The following is an 18068-nucleotide window of genomic DNA, read 5'->3' as shown; positions in this document are numbered from 1 at the left end:
TCCGTACGAACCGAGTGTGCGAAACGACGGCGCCCCAGAACCTGCGACCGGAGGAGTGCAGTGGCAGCCAACGACCGGGCAGCAGCTCCCGGAAAGTCCGGTGGGAGTGCCGGTCCCGATGGCCTGATGCGCGCCTCGCTGAGCGCCGTGGCACCCGGTACCGGGCTGCGCGACGGCCTGGAGCGCGTGCTCCGCGGCAACACCGGCGGTCTCATCGTGCTCGGTTCCGACAAGACCGTCGAGACGCTGTGCAGCGGTGGCTTCGTGCTGGACGTCGAGTTCACCGCGACCCGGCTGCGTGAGCTGTGCAAGCTGGACGGCGGCATCGTGCTGTCGTCCGACCTGTCCAAGATCCTGCGGGCGGGCGTCCAGCTCGTGCCGGACCCGACCATCCCCACCGAGGAGACCGGCACCCGGCACCGCACCGCCGACCGCGTCTCCAAGCAGGTCGGCTTCCCCGTCGTCTCCGTCTCCCAGTCGATGCGCCTGATCGCGCTGTACGTCGACGGCCACCGCCGGGTCCTGGAGGACTCGGCGGCGATCCTGTCCCGCGCCAACCAGGCGCTGGCCACCCTGGAGCGCTACAAGCTCCGTCTCGACGAGGTCGCGGGCACGCTGTCGGCGCTGGAGATCGAGGACCTGGTGACCGTCCGGGACGTCTCGGCGGTCGCGCAGCGGCTGGAGATGGTGCGCCGCATCGCCACCGAAATCGCCGAATACGTGGTCGAACTGGGCACCGACGGCCGTCTTCTCGCCCTTCAGCTCGACGAGTTGATCGCGGGCGTGGAGCCGGAGCGCGAGCTGGTCGTACGGGACTACGTTCCCGAGCCCACCGCCAAGCGCTCCCGCACGGTCGACGAGGCCCTGCACGAGCTGAACGTGCTCACGCACGCGGAGCTGCTGGAGCTGCCGACGGTGGCCCGTGCGCTGGGGTACACGGGATCGCCCGAGACGCTGGACTCCGCGGTGTCTCCGCGCGGGTTCCGGTTGCTGGCCAAGGTGCCGCGGCTGCCGGGGGCGATCATCGATCGGCTGGTGGAGCACTTCGGAGGGCTGCAGAAGCTGCTCGCCGCCAGTGTGGATGATCTGCAGACCGTGGACGGGGTCGGGGAGGCTCGGGCGCGGAGCGTGCGTGAGGGGCTGTCGCGGCTGGCGGAGAGTTCGATCCTGGAGCGGTACGTCTAGCCAGCCGTGCAACTGCGGGCAGTCGTGCCGCTGGGGCGGCACGGGTGGGCGCAGGCGGTATCCCGCAAGCGCGGGTGAGCGAAACCCACCCCCGGCCGGCTATCCGGCCTTCAGCACGAACGACGTCCGCACCTTCTCGAACCCCGGCGCCTTCGCCTCCACCAGGTAGGTCCCCGCACCGGCCGTGCCCGCCTTCGGCGTCGCGCACTCCGGCTCGCTCGCCTTGCGGTCCCACTTCACGGTGTACGTGATGCTGTCCTCCGCCGGCACCCGGAACACCAGGCTCCGCGCCCCCTTCGGACAGTCGTCCGACGCCCAGTACGCGTCGTCGCCACTCGCCGGAGTGATCGTCAACACCGCGTTGTCCGGCCCGAGATCTACCTTGCAGTCACTGCCGGAGGTGTTCCGCGCGGTGAGCAGGAACGTGGGCGTCTGCCCGGGCTCGTAGGAGTTGTGGGAGCTGCGCAGAGTGAACTTCACCGCGTTCGCCGTGCAGTTGGGCAGCGAGGACCCCGATCCGGCCGGCAGCGCGTCGCCCGCGCCGACCCCCGCCGACGTACCGCCCTCGGAACCACCGCCCGCGCTGCCCCCGGCGCCACCACCGTCACCGCCACCGGAGTCCGCGGGATCGCCGTTGGCCCCGTCGTCACCGGACCCGGACGACGAGCCGCCCGATCCGCCGGACCCGCTGTCGGATCCGCCGGACCCCGACTCGTCGCGCCCGCCCGGCGCCTGACTGATCGCCGGTCCCGAACTCGACGGTCCCGGAGTGATGGACGGCGCGGGATTCTTGCCGTTGGCCCCGTTGTCACGGTCGCCGCCACCCCCGCCGCCGGAGACCACCACCCAGGTGATCAACAACGCCAACAGGGCCAGCACGGACAGCAGTACGGCCCTCCGACGCCAGTAGATGGTGGAGGGAAGCGGCCCGACCGGATTGCGCAGAGATCCCACGGCGCAAACTGTACGAGAGATCGGCGCGTTCGCTTGTCCCACCCGCCGCTCCGAGCCCAACTTTTCCGGATCATCATTCCGGTAAAGGTCCTGTGACCCCTGTCTTTCGTCAGGTACGGCACGCGACGATCGCGGGGTGTGACCGTATCGACGCCTCGCCTACCGTGCGTGACCATGGACTTCGTGGACAGCGGGCTCTACCGCGACATCACCGACTACGCGCACGACACCCCGGCGTGGGTACAGCACACGGCCGAGATCGGGACGGAGGCCGGACTGCTGGTGTTCGTCGCGCTGTTCGTGGCCGGCTGGTGGCGGGCACGGCACTCCGGCACCCGCGCGTTCGCGATAGCGGTCCTTGCACCTCTGGCCACGGCTGTGGCGTACGTGTGCAGTGAGGTGCTCAAGTCCGGTGTGACCCAGGAGCGTCCGTGCCGGGCGGTCGCCGGCGCCGCCCCATCGCTGGCGGAGTGCCCGCCGCACGGCGACTGGTCCTTCCCGAGCAACCACGCCACGATCGCGGGCGCCTCGGCCCTCGCGCTGGTCCTGGTCCGGCGCGCACTCGTCTGGCTGACGGCCCCGCTGGCCCTGCTCATGGCGTTCTCCCGGGTGTTCGTCGGCGTGCACTACCCGCACGACGTGGCGGCGGGCCTGCTGCTCGGCACGGTCGTCGCCTTCACCGTCGTACGACTGGGCACGCGACCGGCGGTCCGGCTCGCGGAGGCGATGCGCGCCTCGTCGGCGCCCACCGCGCGGTGGCTCACCGGGCCGGGACCGGAAACCGTCGCCCGCGCGGTGCCGCCGTACGCCACGCACCGGCGCCGCTGAGCGGGTTCAGCCCGCCACCAGGCCCGCCTCGTAGGCGACGATCGCCGCCTGTACGCGATTGCGTACGCCGAGCCGGTCGAGGACCGCGCTGACGTACGCCTTCACCGTGCCCTCGACGAGGTGCAGCCGGGCGGCGATCTCCGGGTTGGACAGTCCGGCCCCGACCAGGCCGAGGACCTCGCGTTCGCGCGGGCTCAGCACCGCCACGCGCGCGTGCGCCTCGGCCTCCCGGGCGAGCCGGCCGCCGCCGTCGGCCCCGCCGAGGCCTTCGATGACGTACCGGGCCACCTTGGGCGACAGGAAGGCCGCACCGCCCGCCACCGCCCGTACGCCCGCGATGAGTTCGTACGGGTCGCCGGACTTCAGCAGGAAGCCGGTGGCGCCGCCGCCGAGGGCGCGGGCGACATAGGCGCGTTCGGAGAAGGTGGTGAGCATGGCGACCGCCGTGCCGGGGACGGTGCGCACGATCTCCTCGGCCGCCGCGAGCCCGTCCAGGCGGGGCATGCGGATGTCGAGCAGCGCCACGTCGGGGCGGTGCGCCCGGACCAGCTCGACGGCCTCACGGCCGTCACCCGCCTCGGCGACCACCTCCGTCTCGCCGCTGCTCCCCAGGATGGCGCGCACCCCGGCGCGCACCATCGCCTCGTCGTCGGCCAGCAGGACCCGGATCACGGTGCGAACTCCTCGTACTCGTCCCGCCCTTCGCCGGACGTGCCGACGCGCGGGATCACGTTCTTTGCGGCCAGGCGGCCCTTTTCGTCGAAGCAGAGCCGGAAGTGGTCGACGGAGACGAAGAGCTCGCCGCTCGCGCGGTAGTAGCGGCAGTCGGTGCCCTCGGGGGGCGCGGGGGCGCGCTCCGTCGGCGGGTCCTGGATGTGCCGGTCCGGCAGCACCCGCTCGACCTCCGCGGCCGGTGTGCCCGGGCGCAGTCCGGCGTAGGCGGCGGGTTCCAGCACCGAGTGCGTCTCGGTGTACGCGTACCAGCCGAAGGCGGCGCCGGCCAGGACGACGCCCGCGCCGGCGGCGGCACCGAGACCGGCGGCGACGCGGCGGCGGGCGCGGGTGAAGGGGGCGGAGGCGGGACGGGGCGGTTCGAGCGCCGTGGCCGCCCGCGCGGGGACGTGCGCCCGGACGCGGAACCCGTCGGCGTGCGGGCCCGCCTCGAAGGTGCCGCCGACCGCGGTGACGGCGGCGCGCAGTCCGAGCAGTCCCGAACCGCCTCCGGGGGCCGGGGAACTCGCCGCGGCCGGCCGGCCGTTGGAGATGGTGACGGTCGCTCCTCGTCCGTCGTCCCCCGTCACCGCCACGACGACGGGCGCGCCCGGTGCGTGCCGTGCCGCGTTGGTCAGCGCCTCCCTTGCCACCCGGTGCAGCAGCCGCTCGGCGACCCCGCCGGGTGTCACGGCCGCGCCCCGTCCGCCGGTCTCCCAGCGCACCGGCAGGCCGGACTCGGCGGCGCGGGCGACGAGTTGCTCGACGTTCTCGCCGGCCGGGGCGAGCGGCAGCGGCTCGTCGTCCTCCCGCAGGACGCCGATGATGCGGTGCAGCCGGTCCGTGGCGTCGGCGGCCGCGGCGCGCAGGTCGGCCGCGGCGGCCCGGTGGTGGCCGGGAAGGTCGGGGGCGACCTGGAGGGCGCCCGCGCGCAGGGCGATCAGGCTCAGCTCGTGGCCCAGGGAGTCGTGCATGTCCTGGGCGATCCTGGCCCGCTCGCGCAGCCGGGCGCGCTCCTCGGTCAGGCGCTGCTCCTCCTCCAGGCGGGCGGCCCGCAGCCAGCCCGCCGCGGTGAGCGCGCGGCTCTGGCCCCAGTAACGCCCGCCGAGCCAGGGCAGGACACAGCCGAAGAGGAGGGTGCCGGTCAGGACCAACCACTCGGGAACCGGGTCGGGCCCCACCAGCGCGATCTTCACGCCGCCGGCGCAGGCTACGGCGGCGAAGCACAGCGCCGCGGGGGCCGTACGGGGCGACCGCAGGCCGAGCAGCAGCGCGAACACCGCGAGGGCGGGGCCGTAGGAGACGCTGAACAGCGCGGGTGTGGCGGCGAGGCTGAGCGCCGCCGTCAGCCCGAAGGCGACCGCCGGCCGGCGTCGGGCCACGGCGGTGGCGACGGCGAGCACGCCGAGTCCGGCGAGCTGCTGCCAGAGCGGACGCGGCTCGTTCAGCCCGATCCGGTCGGCGCAGACCGCGGGCAGGGAGAGGGCCGCCCAGAGCAGGCAGCCCTTGCCGAGCGCGGCGGGACGGGCACGTTCCATGGCCTTGACGCTACAAGCGGACGGGAGTGCGCCACCGCTGCCGATCGTCAGGTACACCGTCACCCTGCGGGAGGCCTCCACCGTGGCGCTCCCACCATCGGCGGGCACCGGCGTGGGAGGATCGAGGGGCCATGACTGCTCCCACTAAGCCCCCGTACGGCAACGCCGCCGATTCCGCGTCCGAGCGTGCTCCCGGTGAGCCGCTGCACTCCCCCGTCATCGACTGGTTCGACGAGCACGCCCGGGACCTGCCGTGGCGGCGTCCGGAGGCCGGTGCGTGGGGGGTGATGGTCAGCGAGTTCATGCTGCAGCAGACCCCGGTGAACCGGGTGCTGCCCGTCTACGAGCAGTGGCTGGCCCGCTGGCCGCGTCCCGCCGACCTCGCCGCGGAGGCGCCCGGCGAGGCGGTCCGCGCCTGGGGCCGGCTCGGCTACCCGCGCCGCGCGCTCCGGCTGCACGGCGCCGCCGTCGCCATAACGGAGCGGCACGGCGGCGACGTACCGGCCGACCACGCCCAACTGCTGGCGCTGCCCGGCATCGGGGAGTACACGGCCGCGGCGGTGGCGTCGTTCGCGTACGGGCAGCGGCACGCGGTGCTGGACACCAATGTGCGCCGGGTGTTCGCCCGCGCGGTCACCGGTGCGCAGTACCCGCCGAACGCCACCACCGCCGCCGAGCGCCGGCTGGCCCGCACCCTGCTGCCGGAGGACGCCCCGACCGCCGCGCGGTGGGCCGCCGCCTCCATGGAGCTCGGTGCGCTGGTGTGCACGGCGAAGAACGAGTCGTGTCAGCGCTGCCCGATCGCGGCGCAGTGCGCGTGGCGGCTGGCGGGCAAGCCGGCCCACGAGGGCCCGCCGCGCCGGGGCCAGACGTACGCGGGCACGGACCGTCAGGTCCGCGGGCGGCTGCTGGCCGTGCTGCGGGAGGCGCACGGCGCGGTGCCGCAGGCGGCACTGGACCGGGTGTGGCACGAGCCGGTGCAGCGGGCCCGCGCGCTGGACGGTCTGGTCGCCGACGGTCTGGTGGAGCCGCTGCCGGGCGGCCTGTACCGGCTGCCGATGACCTGACACCGGATACAGCCGGTTCACACACACGTCCGACGTCGAGTACAGCCGTTCCACACACGCCCCATTGGTACGGCGGGACATACCGGCCCGTACCCACCCCGATCGTCCGCCCGCTTTACCCCGTTCCTCCTTCCGTTACACAACCGACGGACAGCCGAGCGCTTCCCGCAGGGTTCCTCGGACAGCGCCGTGACAACGCCTCCGTACCGTCGATCACGTGCTCGACAAGGGCACGGCGACGACGGATCACAGGCGGTACAACCGGCCCGCGCGGGCGGGCGGGCCGGCACGGGGAGCGGGAGGCGGTTCACCATGGCGCAGGACATGGCGCGGGGCGAGGTACGGGGTGAGGTACGAGGCGAGGTGCTCGCCTTCGAGGAGTACGTCCGCACCCGGCAGGACGCACTGCTGCGCAGCGCCCGCCGCCTGGTCCCGGACCCCATCGACGCGCAGGACCTGCTGCAGACCGCGCTGGCCCGGACGTACGGCCGCTGGGAGACCATCGAGGACAAGCGGCTGGCCGACGCCTATCTGCGCCGGGTCATGATCAACACGCGGACGGAGTGGTGGCGGGCCCGCAAGCTGGAGGAAGTGCCCACCGAGCAGCTCCCGGACGCCTGTGTGGACGACTCCACCGAGCAGCACGCCGACCGCGCCCTGCTGATGGACATCCTGAAGGTCCTCGCCCCGAAGCAGCGCAGCGTCGTGGTGCTGCGACACTGGGAGCAGATGTCCACGGAGGAGACGGCCGCCGCCCTCGGCATGTCGGCCGGAACGGTCAAGAGCACCCTGCACCGGGCGCTCGCCCGGCTCCGCGAGGAGCTTCAGGCGCGTGATCTGGACGCCCGCGCGCTGGAGCGTGAGGAGCGGGAGCGTTGCGCGGCCTGACCGGCGCGGGGCCCAACTGGGCCCGGACCACCGCCAGGGCGGCGATCACGGCGACGGCCGTGATCGCCGCCGTCGTCCTGTTCGTCGCCGGCTGCGGCACGGGCGGCACCGGCGCACGGGACGAGGGCCCGGCGCACGCGGACCCCGTGGCGAGCGCCCCCGCCGCCGCGGCGTCGGCCGAGCCCTCGCGGACCCCCGACCGGGTGGACGCGGTCCGGCTGGTCAAGGCCGACCCGGAGGTCTCGGCGGAGGTCAAGCGGGAGCTGAGGCCGTGCGTCGCCGACCAGTACCCCGTCGACGTGAGCTACGGCAACCTCACCCGAGGGGCCGTCGACGACGTCGTCGTCAACGTGCTGACCTGCGGGGACGCGGTGGGTGTCGGCACGTATGTGTACCGCGAGCAGGGCGGCGCGTACGTGAACGTGTTCTCGGCCGAGGCGCCCCCGGTGTACGCGGAGATCGACCGCGGGGACCTGGTGGTGACCAAGCAGGTGTACGACCGGGGCGACCCGGTGTCGAGCCCGTCCGGGGTGAACGTGATCACGTACCGCTGGGAGGCGGGCCGGTTCGCCGAGAAGTACCGCACGCACAACGACTACGGACAGGTGGCCGGCGCGGAGCCGACACCGGCGCCCGACAGCTGAGACATGGCTCACGTCGTGAACCGGCGGGACCTCCCGGGCCGATGAACGGGTGGACCCGCGGCGCGGTCCCCGCGTCCGTGGGGTGAACGAGAAGAACACGCGCGCACCGACCCCGAGATCACACGAGGACTGAGAGCACCGGGATGGCAGACCAGACACACGTCCTGTTCGTCGAGGACGACGACGTCATCCGCGAGGCCACCCAGCTCACCCTGGAGCGGGACGGCTTCGCGGTCACCGCGATGCCCGACGGGCTGTCGGGCCTGGAGGCGTTCCGCACGGACCGCCCCGACATCGCGCTGCTCGACGTCATGGTGCCCGGGCTCGACGGGGTCAGCCTGTGCCGGCGCATCCGGGACGAGTCGACGGTGCCGGTGATCATGCTGTCGGCGCGGGCCGACGCCATCGACGTGGTGCTGGGCCTGGAGGCGGGCGCCGACGACTATGTGACCAAGCCGTTCGACAGTGCGGTGCTGGTGGCCCGGATCCGCGCGGTGCTGCGCCGCTTCGGGCGCGCGAACGGCGGCCGGGAGGACGCGGACGGTCCGGGTGACGGGGGTGTGCTGGCGTTCGGCGAGCTGGAGGTCGACACCGGGGGCATGGAGGTGCGCCGGGCGGGCAGGCCGGTGGCGCTGACGCCGACCGAGATGCGGCTGCTTCTGGAGTTCTCGGCGGCGCCGGGCACCGTGCTCTCCCGCGACAAGCTGCTGGAGCGGGTGTGGGAGTACGGCTGGGGCGGTGACACGCGGGTCGTCGACGTCCACGTGCAGCGGTTGCGTACGAAGATCGGCCAGGACCGTATCGAGACGGTCCGCGGTTTCGGTTACAAGCTGAAGGCCTGAGCGAAGCGGATGCGTGGGTATTTCCGGCGCCTGGTGGCGGCGTGCGTCGACCGGGTGGGCATAGGTACGGGTCTGCGGTGGAAGCTCAGCGCGGCCATCGCGCTGGTCGGGGCGCTGGTGGCGGTCGCGCTGAGCCTGGTCGTGCACAACGCGGCCCGGGTGTCGATGCTGGACAACGCGCGCGACCTGGCGGACGAGCGCATCATGATCGCCCAGCGCAACTACGAGCTGTCGGGGCGACTGAACTTCCCCAACACCAAGATCGACGACCCGGAGCTGCCGGAGGAGCTGCGGGAGAAGGCCGAGGGGGGCCGGCGGGCGACCTACGTGGCGGACCGGCCGGGCGGGGCGCCGGACATCTGGGCGGCGGTGCCGCTGAAGAACGGGCATGTGATGTCGCTGCACTCCGGGTTCACGGACCGCAGCTCCGACATCCTCAAGGACCTCGACCAGGCCCTGGTGATCGGCTCCATCGCGGTGGTGCTGGGCGGCAGCGCGCTCGGGGTGCTCATCGGGGGGCATCTGTCGCGGCGGCTGCGGAAGGCGGCCACGGCCGCCAACCGGGTCGCGAAGGGCGAGACGGACGTCCGGGTGCGCGAGGCGATCGGCGGGGTGGTGCGCGACGAGACCGACGACCTGGCCAGCGCGGTGGACGCCATGGCGGACGCGCTGCGGCAGCGCCTTGAGGCCGAGCGCCGGGTCACCGCCGACATCGCGCACGAACTGCGCACCCCCGTGACCGGCCTGCTCACCGCCGCCGAGCTGCTGCCGCCGGGCCGGCCGACCGAGCTGGTGCTGGACCGGGCCAAGGCGATGCGCACCCTCGTCGAGGACGTCCTGGAGGTGGCCCGGCTGGACAGCGCCTCCGAGCGGGCGGAACTGCAGGACATCCTGCTGGGCGAGTTCGTCGCCCGGCGGGTGGCGGCGAAGGACCCGGACGTCACCGTGCGGGTGGTGCACGAGTCGGAGGTCACCACCGACCCGCGGCGCCTGGAGCGCGTGCTGCTCAACCTGCTCGCCAACGCCGCCCGGCACGGCAGGCCGCCCATCGAGGTCACCGTCGAGGGGCGGGTCATCCGGGTCCGCGACCACGGGCCCGGGTTCCCCGAGGCGCTGCTCGCGGAGGGGCCGAGCCGCTTCCGCACCGGCAGCGCGGACCGGGCCGGCCGCGGTCACGGGCTGGGCCTGACCATCGCGGCGGGGCAGGCGCGGGTACTGGGCGCGCGGCTGACCTTCCGCAACGTACGGCCTCCGGGGGCCCCGGACGACGCGCCGGCCGAGGGCGCGGTCGCCGTGCTGTGGCTGCCCGAACACGCGCCGACGAACACCGGGAGCTATCCGGTACTGGCGCATTGACGCCCTCTCCGGCCCGAGGGCTGGAGATTCCGGTCCGTACCGCTTCGCGACACCACCACGGGTTCCTGCTTCGCAGGCCCCGGCCGGTCACCGGGGAGACCGGTCCTACGCGGGCCTCCACTCCTACGCGGGCCTCCACAGGCGTCGCTTTCCGCCCGTCCGGCGGCGGGCCCGCCAACCACGGTGTCGGACAAAGCGGCTTCAGCGGTGGCGCCGTGCCCCTCCGGGCCACTGGGGCGAGGGCTCGGTGGCGGGGCGGTTCAGCAGGACCAGTCCTTGTCCATGTCGAGGCCGCCCTCGCGGGGCTGGGTGAAGGAGAACCAGTTGCCGGAGTCGTCGCGGAACAGTGCCTCGGTGCCGTACGGGCGCTCCTGCGGCTCCTGGATGAACTCGACCCCGCGGGCCTTGAGCTCGGCGTAGTCGCCGTGGATGTCGTCGGTGGTCAGCACGCCGGGGCCGAGCACCCCCTTGGCCACCAGCTTCTTGATCATCTCGGCGGACTCGGGGTCCATGCCCGCGCCGGGGACCATCAGCGTCAGCTCGACGTCGGGCTGCTTCGGCGAGCCGACGGTGAGCCAGCGCATGCCGCCCTCGCCCAGGGTCATGTCGGTGCGGACCTCCAGGCCCAGCTTCTCGGTGTAGAACTCCTTCGCCCGGTCCTGGTCGAGGACCCAGACGGTGGTGATGGCGAGACCCTTGATCATGGCGTACTCCCGTTTCACGGCCGTTCCTTCAGTGCCCTGTCACCGTAGGCAGCGCCGCCGTCAGTCCGCTTCTCCGGAATTGCGCCGTACCCCCGCCCTGCCCGGCCCGGGCCGGTAGCCGCCGAGCCAGTGCATGGCGTAGCAGCCCGGGATCAGGGCGGCGCCGCGCCCCACGTGCTTCGTGCGGTACTCGCTGGGGGTGAGGCCGGTCCAGGTCTTGAACCGCGCCGAGAACGTGCCCAGGCTGCTGAAACCGACCAGGTTGCAGATCTCCGTCACCGACAGGTTCGCAGTGCGCAGCAGATCCTCGGCGCGCTCGATCCGACGGTGTGTGAGGTACTGGCCCGGTGTCTCGCCGTAGGTCTCCCTGAAGGCGCGTATGAAGTGGTAGCGCGAGTATCCGGCGTGCGCGGCGATCGCGGCCAGGTCGAGGTCCGGGTCGGCCCAGTCCCGGTCCATCGCGTCCTTGGCCAGCCTCAGCTGCCGCGCCTTGTCCATGTGACCGATGGTGGCACGGGGGTCTGACAACGGGTCCGGACCTGTGCACGGGAAGGCCCCGGAAGCGCGGGTGCGCCGCCGGGGCCTTCGTGCCGCTCGGGAGGAGAGTCAGACGGGCTCGGTCACCGCCATCGGTGCCGGTGTGCCGTCGTCGGTGTCGCCCTTCCGGGGGCCCGCGCCCTTCAGCGGGACCTCCTTGACGAAGACCGCCGCCGCCAGCGAGAGCACCGCGATCACGGCGCCCAGGAGGAACGCCGAGTGGGTGCCCGAGGACACCGCCTGCTGGTAGGCCTCACGGATCGCTTCCGGCAGCTCCTTCAGGCTGTCCGCGTCCAGCTGGGCGGACTGCTCGGTCACCTTGGAGCCCAGCGAGCCGGCCTTCTCGGCCATGACGTCCTGGACGCGGTTGTTGAACAGCGCGCCCATGATCGCGACGCCGAAGGAGGAGCCGAGGGTACGGAACAGGGTGGTGGACGAGGACGCCACGCCCATGTCCTTCATCTCGACGCTGTTCTGCGCGACCAGCATGGTGATCTGCATCAGGCAGCCCATGCCGAGGCCGACCACGGCCATGAATACACCGGAGGTGAACCGGGAGGTCCCGGTGTCCATCGTGGACAGCAGGTACAGGCCGACGATCATCAGCGCGCTGCCGAGCACCGGGAAGATCTTGTACCGGCCGGTGTTGGTGGTGACCCGGCCCGCCACCATCGAGGTCACCAGCATCGCGCCGAGCATCGGCAGGAGCAGCAGGCCGGAGTTGGTGGCGGAGGCTCCCTGCACGGCCTGCTGGTAGAGCGGCAGGAAGAGCGTCGCGCCGAACATCACGAAGCCGGTGATGAAGCCGATGACGGACATCAGCGTGAAGTTGCGGCTGCGGAAGATGTGCAGCGGCACCACCGGCTCGGCGGCCCTGGTCTGCCAGAACACGAAGCCCACGAGGGACGCGACACCGAGGCCGATCAGCTCCATGATCCGCGCGGAGGTCCAGGCGTACTCCGTGCCGCCCCAGGTGGTGACGAGCACGACGGCGGTGATGCCGACGGTCAGCAGCGCGACCCCGAGGTAGTCGATGCCGGCCTTGGCCCGCTTCCTCGGCAGGTGCAGTACGGCGCCGACGGCGGCCAGCGCGATCGCGCCGAGCGGCAGGTTGATGTAGAAGGCCCAGCGCCAGCCCCAGTTGTCGGTGATGGTGCCGCCGACCAGGGGCCCGCCGATCATCGCCAGCGCCATCACGGCGGCCATCATGCCCTGGTACTTGCCGCGCTCCCGGGGCGGGATGAGGTCACCGATGATCGCCATGACGCCGACCATCAGACCGCCGGCGCCCAGACCCTGCACCGCGCGGAAGGCGATCAGCTCGCCCATGTTCTGGGCCATGCCACTGAGCGCGGAACCGATCAGGAAGATCACGATCGATGTCATGAAGGTGGCCTTGCGGCCGTACATGTCGCCGAGCTTGCCCCAGACCGGGGTGGAGGCCGCGGTGGCCAGGGTGTAGGCGGTGACCACCCAGGACAGGTGCTCCAGTCCGCCCAGCTCGCCCACGATCGTCGGCATCGCCGTACCGATGATCATGTTGTCGAGCATCGCGAGCATCATCGCGATCATGAGTGCGAGCAGGACCACCCGCACGCTCTTCGGCTGTTTGCCGGTGTCCGTCTCCACGGCCCCCGCCGCTGGTGTGTCCGCCATGATTCCTTCTCCCCCGGCCACGGTCGCGTGACCACTGCTACTTACTTGCCGCCCGGCTAGTTCAATACACCGGGAAGCTAGTCGCGCATCTAGCCGGTCGTCAAGTAAGTTTTCGTCAAGAGGGGTCGAGTAGGAGGATGGGCGGCACCATGGACGGCACCAAACAGCGGCGCCGCGGGAACACCCGCCAGCGCATCCAGGACGTGGCGCTCGAACTCTTCGCCGAGCAGGGCTACGAGAAGACATCGCTGCGCGAGATCGCCGAGCGCCTGGACGTCACCAAGGCGGCGCTGTACTACCACTTCAAGACGAAGGAAGAGATCCTCGTCGGCATCTTCGAGGACCTCTCGCGGCCGATCGAGGACCTGATCGAGTGGGGGCGGCGGCAGCCGCACTCGCTGGAGACCAAGCAGGAGATCATCCGCCGGTACAGCGAGGCACTGGCGGGCGCGGCCCCGCTCTTCCGCTTCATGCAGGAGAACCAGGCGACGATCCGCGAGCTGAGCATCGGCGAGATGTTCAAGACCCGCATGCTCGGGCTGCGCGACATCCTCATGGACCCGGACGCCGACCTGGTCGACCAGGTGCGCTGCGTCAGCGCCCTGTTCACCATGCACGCGGGGATGCACGTCCTGCAGGACGTCGAAAGCGACCCCGAGGAGAAGCGCAAGGCCGTCCTCGAGGTCGCCATCGATCTGATCACCCAGGCCCACCGGGGGTCCGGGGGCGCCTAGGCGCTGTGTGCGCGGCGGGTCAGACCGTCACGCCCTTGGAGCGCAGGAACTTCGCCGGGTCGATGGCGGAGCCGTAGTTCGGGGTGGTGCGGATCTCGAAGTGCAGGTGCGGGCCGCTGGAGTTGCCGGTGTTGCCGGACAGGGCGATCTTCTGGCCGGTCTTGACGACCTGGCCGGCCTTCACGTTGACCTGCGACAGGTGGGCGTACTGGGAGTACGTGCCGTTGCCGTGCTTGATGACGATCGCGTTGCCGTAGGCGGGGCCGTCGCCGGCGCCGTTGGGGCCGGCCTTGACGACGGTGCCGCCGTGCGCGGCCATCACGGTGGTGCCGGTCGGGACGGCGTAGTCCTGACCGCTGTGCTTGTGCGCCCACATGCCGCCGTTCTGGGCGAAGCTCGCGGACAGCTTGTAGCTCTTGACCGGGTCGATCCAGGACGCCTGCTTCTTGGCGGCGGCCTGCGCGGCCTTCTTCGCCTGGGCGGCCTTCGCGGCCTTCGCCTCGGCGGCCTTCTCGACCTGGGCGGCCTGGGCCTTCGCGGCCTCGGCCTGGGCGGCGGCCTGCGCCTGGACGGCGCCGGCGGCGCCGGACGCGGCCGTGGTGTCGACGGCGGCCGCGACCCCGGCTCCCATCACGACCGAGGCCCCCAGTCCGGCGGCCAGGACGGCCGCGCGGGTGCGGATCTGGGACGTACGGAAGGAGCGGGGCGTGACGCGCTGGGACATCTCAACCTCATCAGGAAGGGGGCGTAGGAAAGCCACCCGGCGGACGGATCCGCGCCTCGGTGGTGATTCATTGGTAGCCCTTCCGGCCATAACGGTGCAAAGGTGTGACCTACGACGAAAGGTCGTAGATATGCACTGAGATGCAGGTCTCTTGACACAATCCTCTTACCGGGCGAAACCCCCCATTTAGAGCCGATCGATCAGAATCCTGGGGCAAATGTCCGTTTTACGGGCAGGCTTTAGCCACTATTCCGGCTAGTACCGGACAAAGCGCCTGTGCACCATGTCACCGGGGGCCGGGTTCGGTCATTCCATAAATGTGGCGCAGGCCTCTAGGCGCCTACCGCCCGGTAACCCTACGGTTCACCTCGCGTCACCCTCGCAGACGAGCATGCACACGACACGTTGGCAGCGTTACGGACGTGAGAGGACCCCCACGAGATGAGAAGCCGACGCTCCTGGCCGATCCGCGCATCGGTCACCGCCGTCTCCGCGGCCGCCCTGGTGGCCCTGGCCGCACCGGCCGAGGCCACGGCCCCCGCTTCACCGGCCGTCTCCCCGGTGGCAGCCGCCACCGCGGCGGCGGACGTCGACTACGACACCTGGCAGCGGGACTGCCGGGCGGTCATGGACCAGGCCCTGCCCTATCTGAAGCAGCGGATCGGGGACACCCGGCCGGGCGAGAAGCAGGCGATCGTCCTCGACGTCGACAACACCGCGCTGGAGACCGACTTCGGGTTCAGCTTCCCGCAGCCCGCCAACGAGCCGGTCCTGGAGGTCGCGGAGTACGCACAGGAGCACGGCGTCGCCGTGTTCTTCGTGACCGCCCGCCCGGGCATCATCCACGCGCCCACCGACTGGAACCTCGACCACGCCGGCTACGAGTCCTCCGGCCTGTACGTCCGCGGGTTCTTCGACCTGTTCAAGAACGTCGCCGACTACAAGACCGCCCAGCGCGTCCACATCGAGGCCAAGGGCTACACGATCATCGCCAACATCGGCAACAGCGCCACCGACCTGTCGGGCGGCCACGCCGAGAGGACGTTCAAGCTGCCGGACTACGACGGTCAGCTGTCGTAACGCGGGCACGCGTGCCCACGGGCACGCGAAAGGGGCCGGTGCCTTTCGGGCACCGGCCCCTTTCGGTCGCCGTGGGACGCTTACGCGTCCTTGCTCAGGTTCGGACCGGCTCCGCCGGCCGCCTGCTCGATCGGCGGGACGTCGGGCAGGGCCGACTTCTCCTCACCGCGGAAGGTGAAGGTCTGGGACTCGCCCTCGCCCTCGGTGTCCACGACCACGATGTGACCGGGACGCAGCTCGCCGAAGAGGATCTTCTCCGACAGCGTGTCCTCGACCTCGCGCTGGATCGTGCGGCGCAGCGGACGCGCGCCCAGCACCGGGTCGTAGCCCTTCCTGGACAGCAGCTCCTTGGCGGACTGGGAGAGCTCGATGCCCATGTCCCGGTCCTTGAGGCGCTCGTCCACCTTGCCGATCATCAGGTCGACGATCCGCAGGATGTCGTCCTGGCTGAGCTGCGGGAAGACGACCACGTCGTCGACGCGGTTGAGGAACTCGGGCCGGAAGTGCTGCTTGAGCTCGTCCTGGACCTTGTTCTTCATGCGCTCGTAGTTGGTCTTCGTGTCACCCGCGGCGGCGAAGCCCAGGTTGAAGCCCTTGGAGATGTCCCGGGTGCCGAGGTTGGTCGTCATGATGATGACCGTGTTCTTGAAGTCCACGACCCGGCCCTGGGAGTCGGTCAGACGACCGTCCTCCAGGATCTGCAGCAGCGAGTTGAAGATGTCCGGGTGGGCCTTCTCGACCTCGTCGAAGAGGACGACCGAGAACGGCTTGCGGCGCACCTTCTCCGTGAGCTGACCGCCCTCCTCGTAGCCCACGTAGCCGGGGGGCGAACCGAAGAGACGCGAGACCGTGTGCTTCTCGCTGAACTCCGACATGTCGAGGGAGATCAGCGCGTCCTCGTCACCGAAGAGGAACTCGGCGAGCGCCTTGGACAGCTCGGTCTTACCGACACCGGACGGGCCGGCGAAGATGAACGAGCCACCGGGACGCTTCGGGTCCTTCAGGCCGGCACGGGTACGGCGGATCGCCTTGGACAGCGCCTTGACGGCGTCGACCTGGCCGATGACCCGCTTGTGGAGCTCGTCCTCCATGCGCAGCAGGCGGGACGACTCCTCCTCCGTGAGCTTGAAGACCGGGATGCCCGTCGCCGTGGCGAGGACCTCGGCGATCAGCTCGCCGTCGACCTCGGCGACGACGTCCATGTCGCCGGCCTTCCACTCCTTCTCCCGCTTGGCCTTGGCGGCGAGGAGCTGCTTCTCCTTGTCGCGCAGGGAGGCGGCCTTCTCGAAGTCCTGCGAGTCGATCGCGGACTCCTTGTCGCGGCGGACGCCGGCGATCTTCTCGTCGAACTCGCGCAGGTCCGGCGGCGCGGTCATCCGGCGGATGCGCATCCGGGAGCCGGCCTCGTCGATCAGGTCGATCGCCTTGTCCGGCAGGAAGCGGTCCGAGATGTAGCGGTCGGCGAGCGTCGCCGCCTGGACCAGGGCCTCGTCGGTGATCGAGACGCGGTGGTGCGCCTCGTACCGGTCGCGCAGGCCCTTGAGGATCTCGATCGTGTGCGGCAGGGACGGCTCCGCGACCTGGATGGGCTGGAAGCGGCGTTCCAGGGCCGCGTCCTTCTCCAGGTGCTTGCGGTACTCGTCCAGCGTGGTCGCACCGATGGTCTGCAGCTCACCGCGGGCCAGCATCGGCTTGAGGATGCTCGCGGCGTCGATGGCGCCCTCGGCGGCACCCGCACCGACCAGCGTGTGCAGCTCGTCGATGAACAGGATGATGTCGCCGCGGGTGCGGATCTCCTTGAGCACCTTCTTCAGGCGCTCCTCGAAGTCACCGCGGTAGCGGGAGCCGGCGACCAGGGCACCGAGGTCCAGGGTGTAGAGGTGCTTGTCCTTGAGGGTCTCGGGCACCTCGCCCTTGACGATGGCCTGGGCGAGGCCCTCGACGACGGCGGTCTTGCCGACGCCGGGCTCACCGATCAGCACCGGGTTGTTCTTGGTACGGCGGGACAGCACCTGCATGACCCGCTCGATCTCCTTCTCGCGCCCGATGACCGGGTCGAGCTTGGACTCACGAGCGGCCTGGGTGAGGTTCCGGCCGAACTGGTCGAGGACCAGGGACGTGGAGGGGGTGCCCTCGGCAGGACCGCCGGCGGTGGCGGTCTCCTTGCCCTGGTAACCGGAGAGCAGCTGGATGACCTGCTGCCGCACCCGGTTCAGATCGGCGCCCAGCTTGACCAGGACCTGGGCGGCGACGCCCTCGCCCTCACGGATCAGGCCGAGCAGGATGTGCTCCGTGCCGATGTAGTTGTGGCCCAGCTGAAGGGCCTCGCGGAGCGACAGCTCCAGGACCTTCTTGGCACGGGGGGTGAAGGGGATGTGACCCGACGGGGCCTGCTGGCCCTGCCCGATGATCTCCTCCACCTGCTGGCGGACCGCCTCGAGCGAAATCCCGAGGCTCTCAAGGGCCTTGGCGGCGACACCCTCACCCTCGTGGATCAGGCCCAGGAGGATGTGCTCGGTGCCGATGTAGTTGTGGTTGAGCATCCGGGCTTCTTCCTGAGCCAGGACGACAACCCGCCGCGCGCGGTCGGTGAACCTCTCGAACATCGTTAATCGCTCCT

Annotated in this window: 17 protein-coding genes; 9 read left to right on the top strand and 8 right to left on the bottom strand. The window is 71.3% G+C overall.

Annotated elements, in window-relative coordinates; genetic code table 11:
- The first annotated feature begins 60 nt into the window (after positions 1–60).
- Entirely contained in the window at positions 61–1185 is a 1125-nt protein-coding gene (gene disA, locus AMK33_RS33510; RefSeq protein ID WP_073936768.1) for a DNA integrity scanning diadenylate cyclase DisA, read from the top strand.
- 99 nt (positions 1186–1284) lie between these two features.
- On the opposite strand, the gene AMK33_RS33505 is transcribed toward disA, so the two are convergent.
- Entirely contained in the window at positions 1285–2139 is an 855-nt protein-coding gene (locus AMK33_RS33505; RefSeq protein WP_073936767.1) for a hypothetical protein, read from the bottom strand.
- 174 nt (positions 2140–2313) lie between these two features.
- Here AMK33_RS33505 and AMK33_RS33500 point away from each other — a divergent pair, with 174 nt between their 5' ends.
- The gene (locus tag AMK33_RS33500; RefSeq protein WP_201263128.1) at positions 2314–2967 is read left to right on the top strand and encodes a phosphatase PAP2 family protein; all 654 of its coding nucleotides are present in this window, start codon (positions 2314–2316) and stop codon (positions 2965–2967) included.
- Between the two features lie 6 nt (positions 2968–2973).
- On the opposite strand, the gene AMK33_RS33495 is transcribed toward AMK33_RS33500, so the two are convergent.
- Positions 2974–3639, bottom strand: a complete 666-nt coding sequence (locus AMK33_RS33495; RefSeq protein WP_073936765.1) for a response regulator transcription factor — start codon at positions 3637–3639, stop codon at positions 2974–2976.
- Entirely contained in the window at positions 3636–5216 is a 1581-nt protein-coding gene (locus AMK33_RS33490) for a sensor histidine kinase (protein WP_073936764.1), read from the bottom strand. Before AMK33_RS33490 ends, AMK33_RS33495 begins: the two co-directional genes overlap by 4 nt.
- A 131-nt stretch (positions 5217–5347) precedes the next feature.
- Here AMK33_RS33490 and AMK33_RS33485 point away from each other — a divergent pair, with 131 nt between their 5' ends.
- From AMK33_RS33485 to cseC, 5 genes are all read left to right on the top strand, one after another.
- On the top strand, positions 5348–6283 hold the full coding sequence (locus AMK33_RS33485) for an A/G-specific adenine glycosylase (protein ID WP_073936763.1): 936 nt from the start codon (positions 5348–5350) through the stop codon (positions 6281–6283).
- Positions 6284–6595: 312 nt separating this feature from the next.
- Entirely contained in the window at positions 6596–7171 is a 576-nt protein-coding gene (locus AMK33_RS33480) for a SigE family RNA polymerase sigma factor (RefSeq protein ID WP_235618269.1), read from the top strand.
- On the top strand, positions 7159–7815 hold the full coding sequence (locus AMK33_RS33475; RefSeq protein WP_073936762.1) for a hypothetical protein: 657 nt from the start codon (positions 7159–7161) through the stop codon (positions 7813–7815). The genes AMK33_RS33480 and AMK33_RS33475 overlap by 13 nt, the downstream gene beginning before the upstream one ends.
- A gap of 143 nt (positions 7816–7958) precedes the next feature.
- The gene (cseB, locus tag AMK33_RS33470) at positions 7959–8657 is read left to right on the top strand and encodes a two-component system response regulator CseB (RefSeq protein WP_073936761.1); all 699 of its coding nucleotides are present in this window, start codon (positions 7959–7961) and stop codon (positions 8655–8657) included.
- Positions 8658–8666: 9 nt separating this feature from the next.
- Positions 8667–10013, top strand: coding sequence for a two-component system sensor histidine kinase CseC (gene cseC, locus AMK33_RS33465; RefSeq protein ID WP_073936760.1), 1347 nt, complete (start codon positions 8667–8669; stop codon positions 10011–10013).
- Between the two features lie 260 nt (positions 10014–10273).
- Here cseC and AMK33_RS33460 read toward each other — a convergent pair whose 3' ends face one another.
- From AMK33_RS33460 to AMK33_RS33450, 3 genes are all read right to left on the bottom strand, one after another.
- Positions 10274–10717 (bottom strand): VOC family protein, encoded by a 444-nt coding sequence (locus AMK33_RS33460; protein WP_073936799.1) that lies wholly within the window; start codon positions 10715–10717, stop codon positions 10274–10276.
- Positions 10718–10777: 60 nt separating this feature from the next.
- Positions 10778–11215: a helix-turn-helix transcriptional regulator gene (locus AMK33_RS33455; protein WP_073936759.1), complete on the bottom strand. Its 438-nt coding sequence runs from the start codon at positions 11213–11215 to the stop codon at positions 10778–10780.
- 108 nt (positions 11216–11323) lie between these two features.
- Positions 11324–12910: an MDR family MFS transporter gene (locus AMK33_RS33450; RefSeq protein WP_073936758.1), complete on the bottom strand. Its 1587-nt coding sequence runs from the start codon at positions 12908–12910 to the stop codon at positions 11324–11326.
- A gap of 137 nt (positions 12911–13047) precedes the next feature.
- On the opposite strand from AMK33_RS33450, the gene AMK33_RS33445 reads away from it, so the two are divergent.
- A complete protein-coding gene (locus tag AMK33_RS33445) occupies positions 13048–13644 on the top strand; it encodes a TetR/AcrR family transcriptional regulator (RefSeq protein WP_201263127.1) in 597 nt (198 codons plus the stop codon).
- Positions 13645–13663: 19 nt separating this feature from the next.
- Here AMK33_RS33445 and AMK33_RS33440 read toward each other — a convergent pair whose 3' ends face one another.
- Positions 13664–14368, bottom strand: coding sequence for a M23 family metallopeptidase (locus tag AMK33_RS33440; protein WP_073936757.1), 705 nt, complete (start codon positions 14366–14368; stop codon positions 13664–13666).
- Positions 14369–14809: 441 nt separating this feature from the next.
- On the opposite strand from AMK33_RS33440, the gene AMK33_RS33435 reads away from it, so the two are divergent.
- Positions 14810–15448, top strand: coding sequence for an HAD family acid phosphatase (locus tag AMK33_RS33435; RefSeq protein ID WP_073936756.1), 639 nt, complete (start codon positions 14810–14812; stop codon positions 15446–15448).
- An 80-nt stretch (positions 15449–15528) separates the two neighbouring features.
- On the opposite strand, the gene AMK33_RS33430 is transcribed toward AMK33_RS33435, so the two are convergent.
- Positions 15529–18054 carry an ATP-dependent Clp protease ATP-binding subunit gene (locus AMK33_RS33430; protein WP_073936755.1) on the bottom strand — a complete coding sequence of 842 codons (2526 nt, stop codon included), beginning with the start codon at positions 18052–18054 and terminating at the stop codon, positions 15529–15531.
- Positions 18055–18068: the final 14 nt, after the last annotated feature.

This window comes from Streptomyces sp. CB02400, assembly GCF_001905725.1.
Lineage (GTDB): Bacteria > Actinomycetota > Actinomycetes > Streptomycetales > Streptomycetaceae > Streptomyces > Streptomyces atrovirens.
The sequence above is the reverse complement of the archived record's forward strand: the minus strand, read 5'-3'. Positions and strand labels throughout refer to the sequence as shown.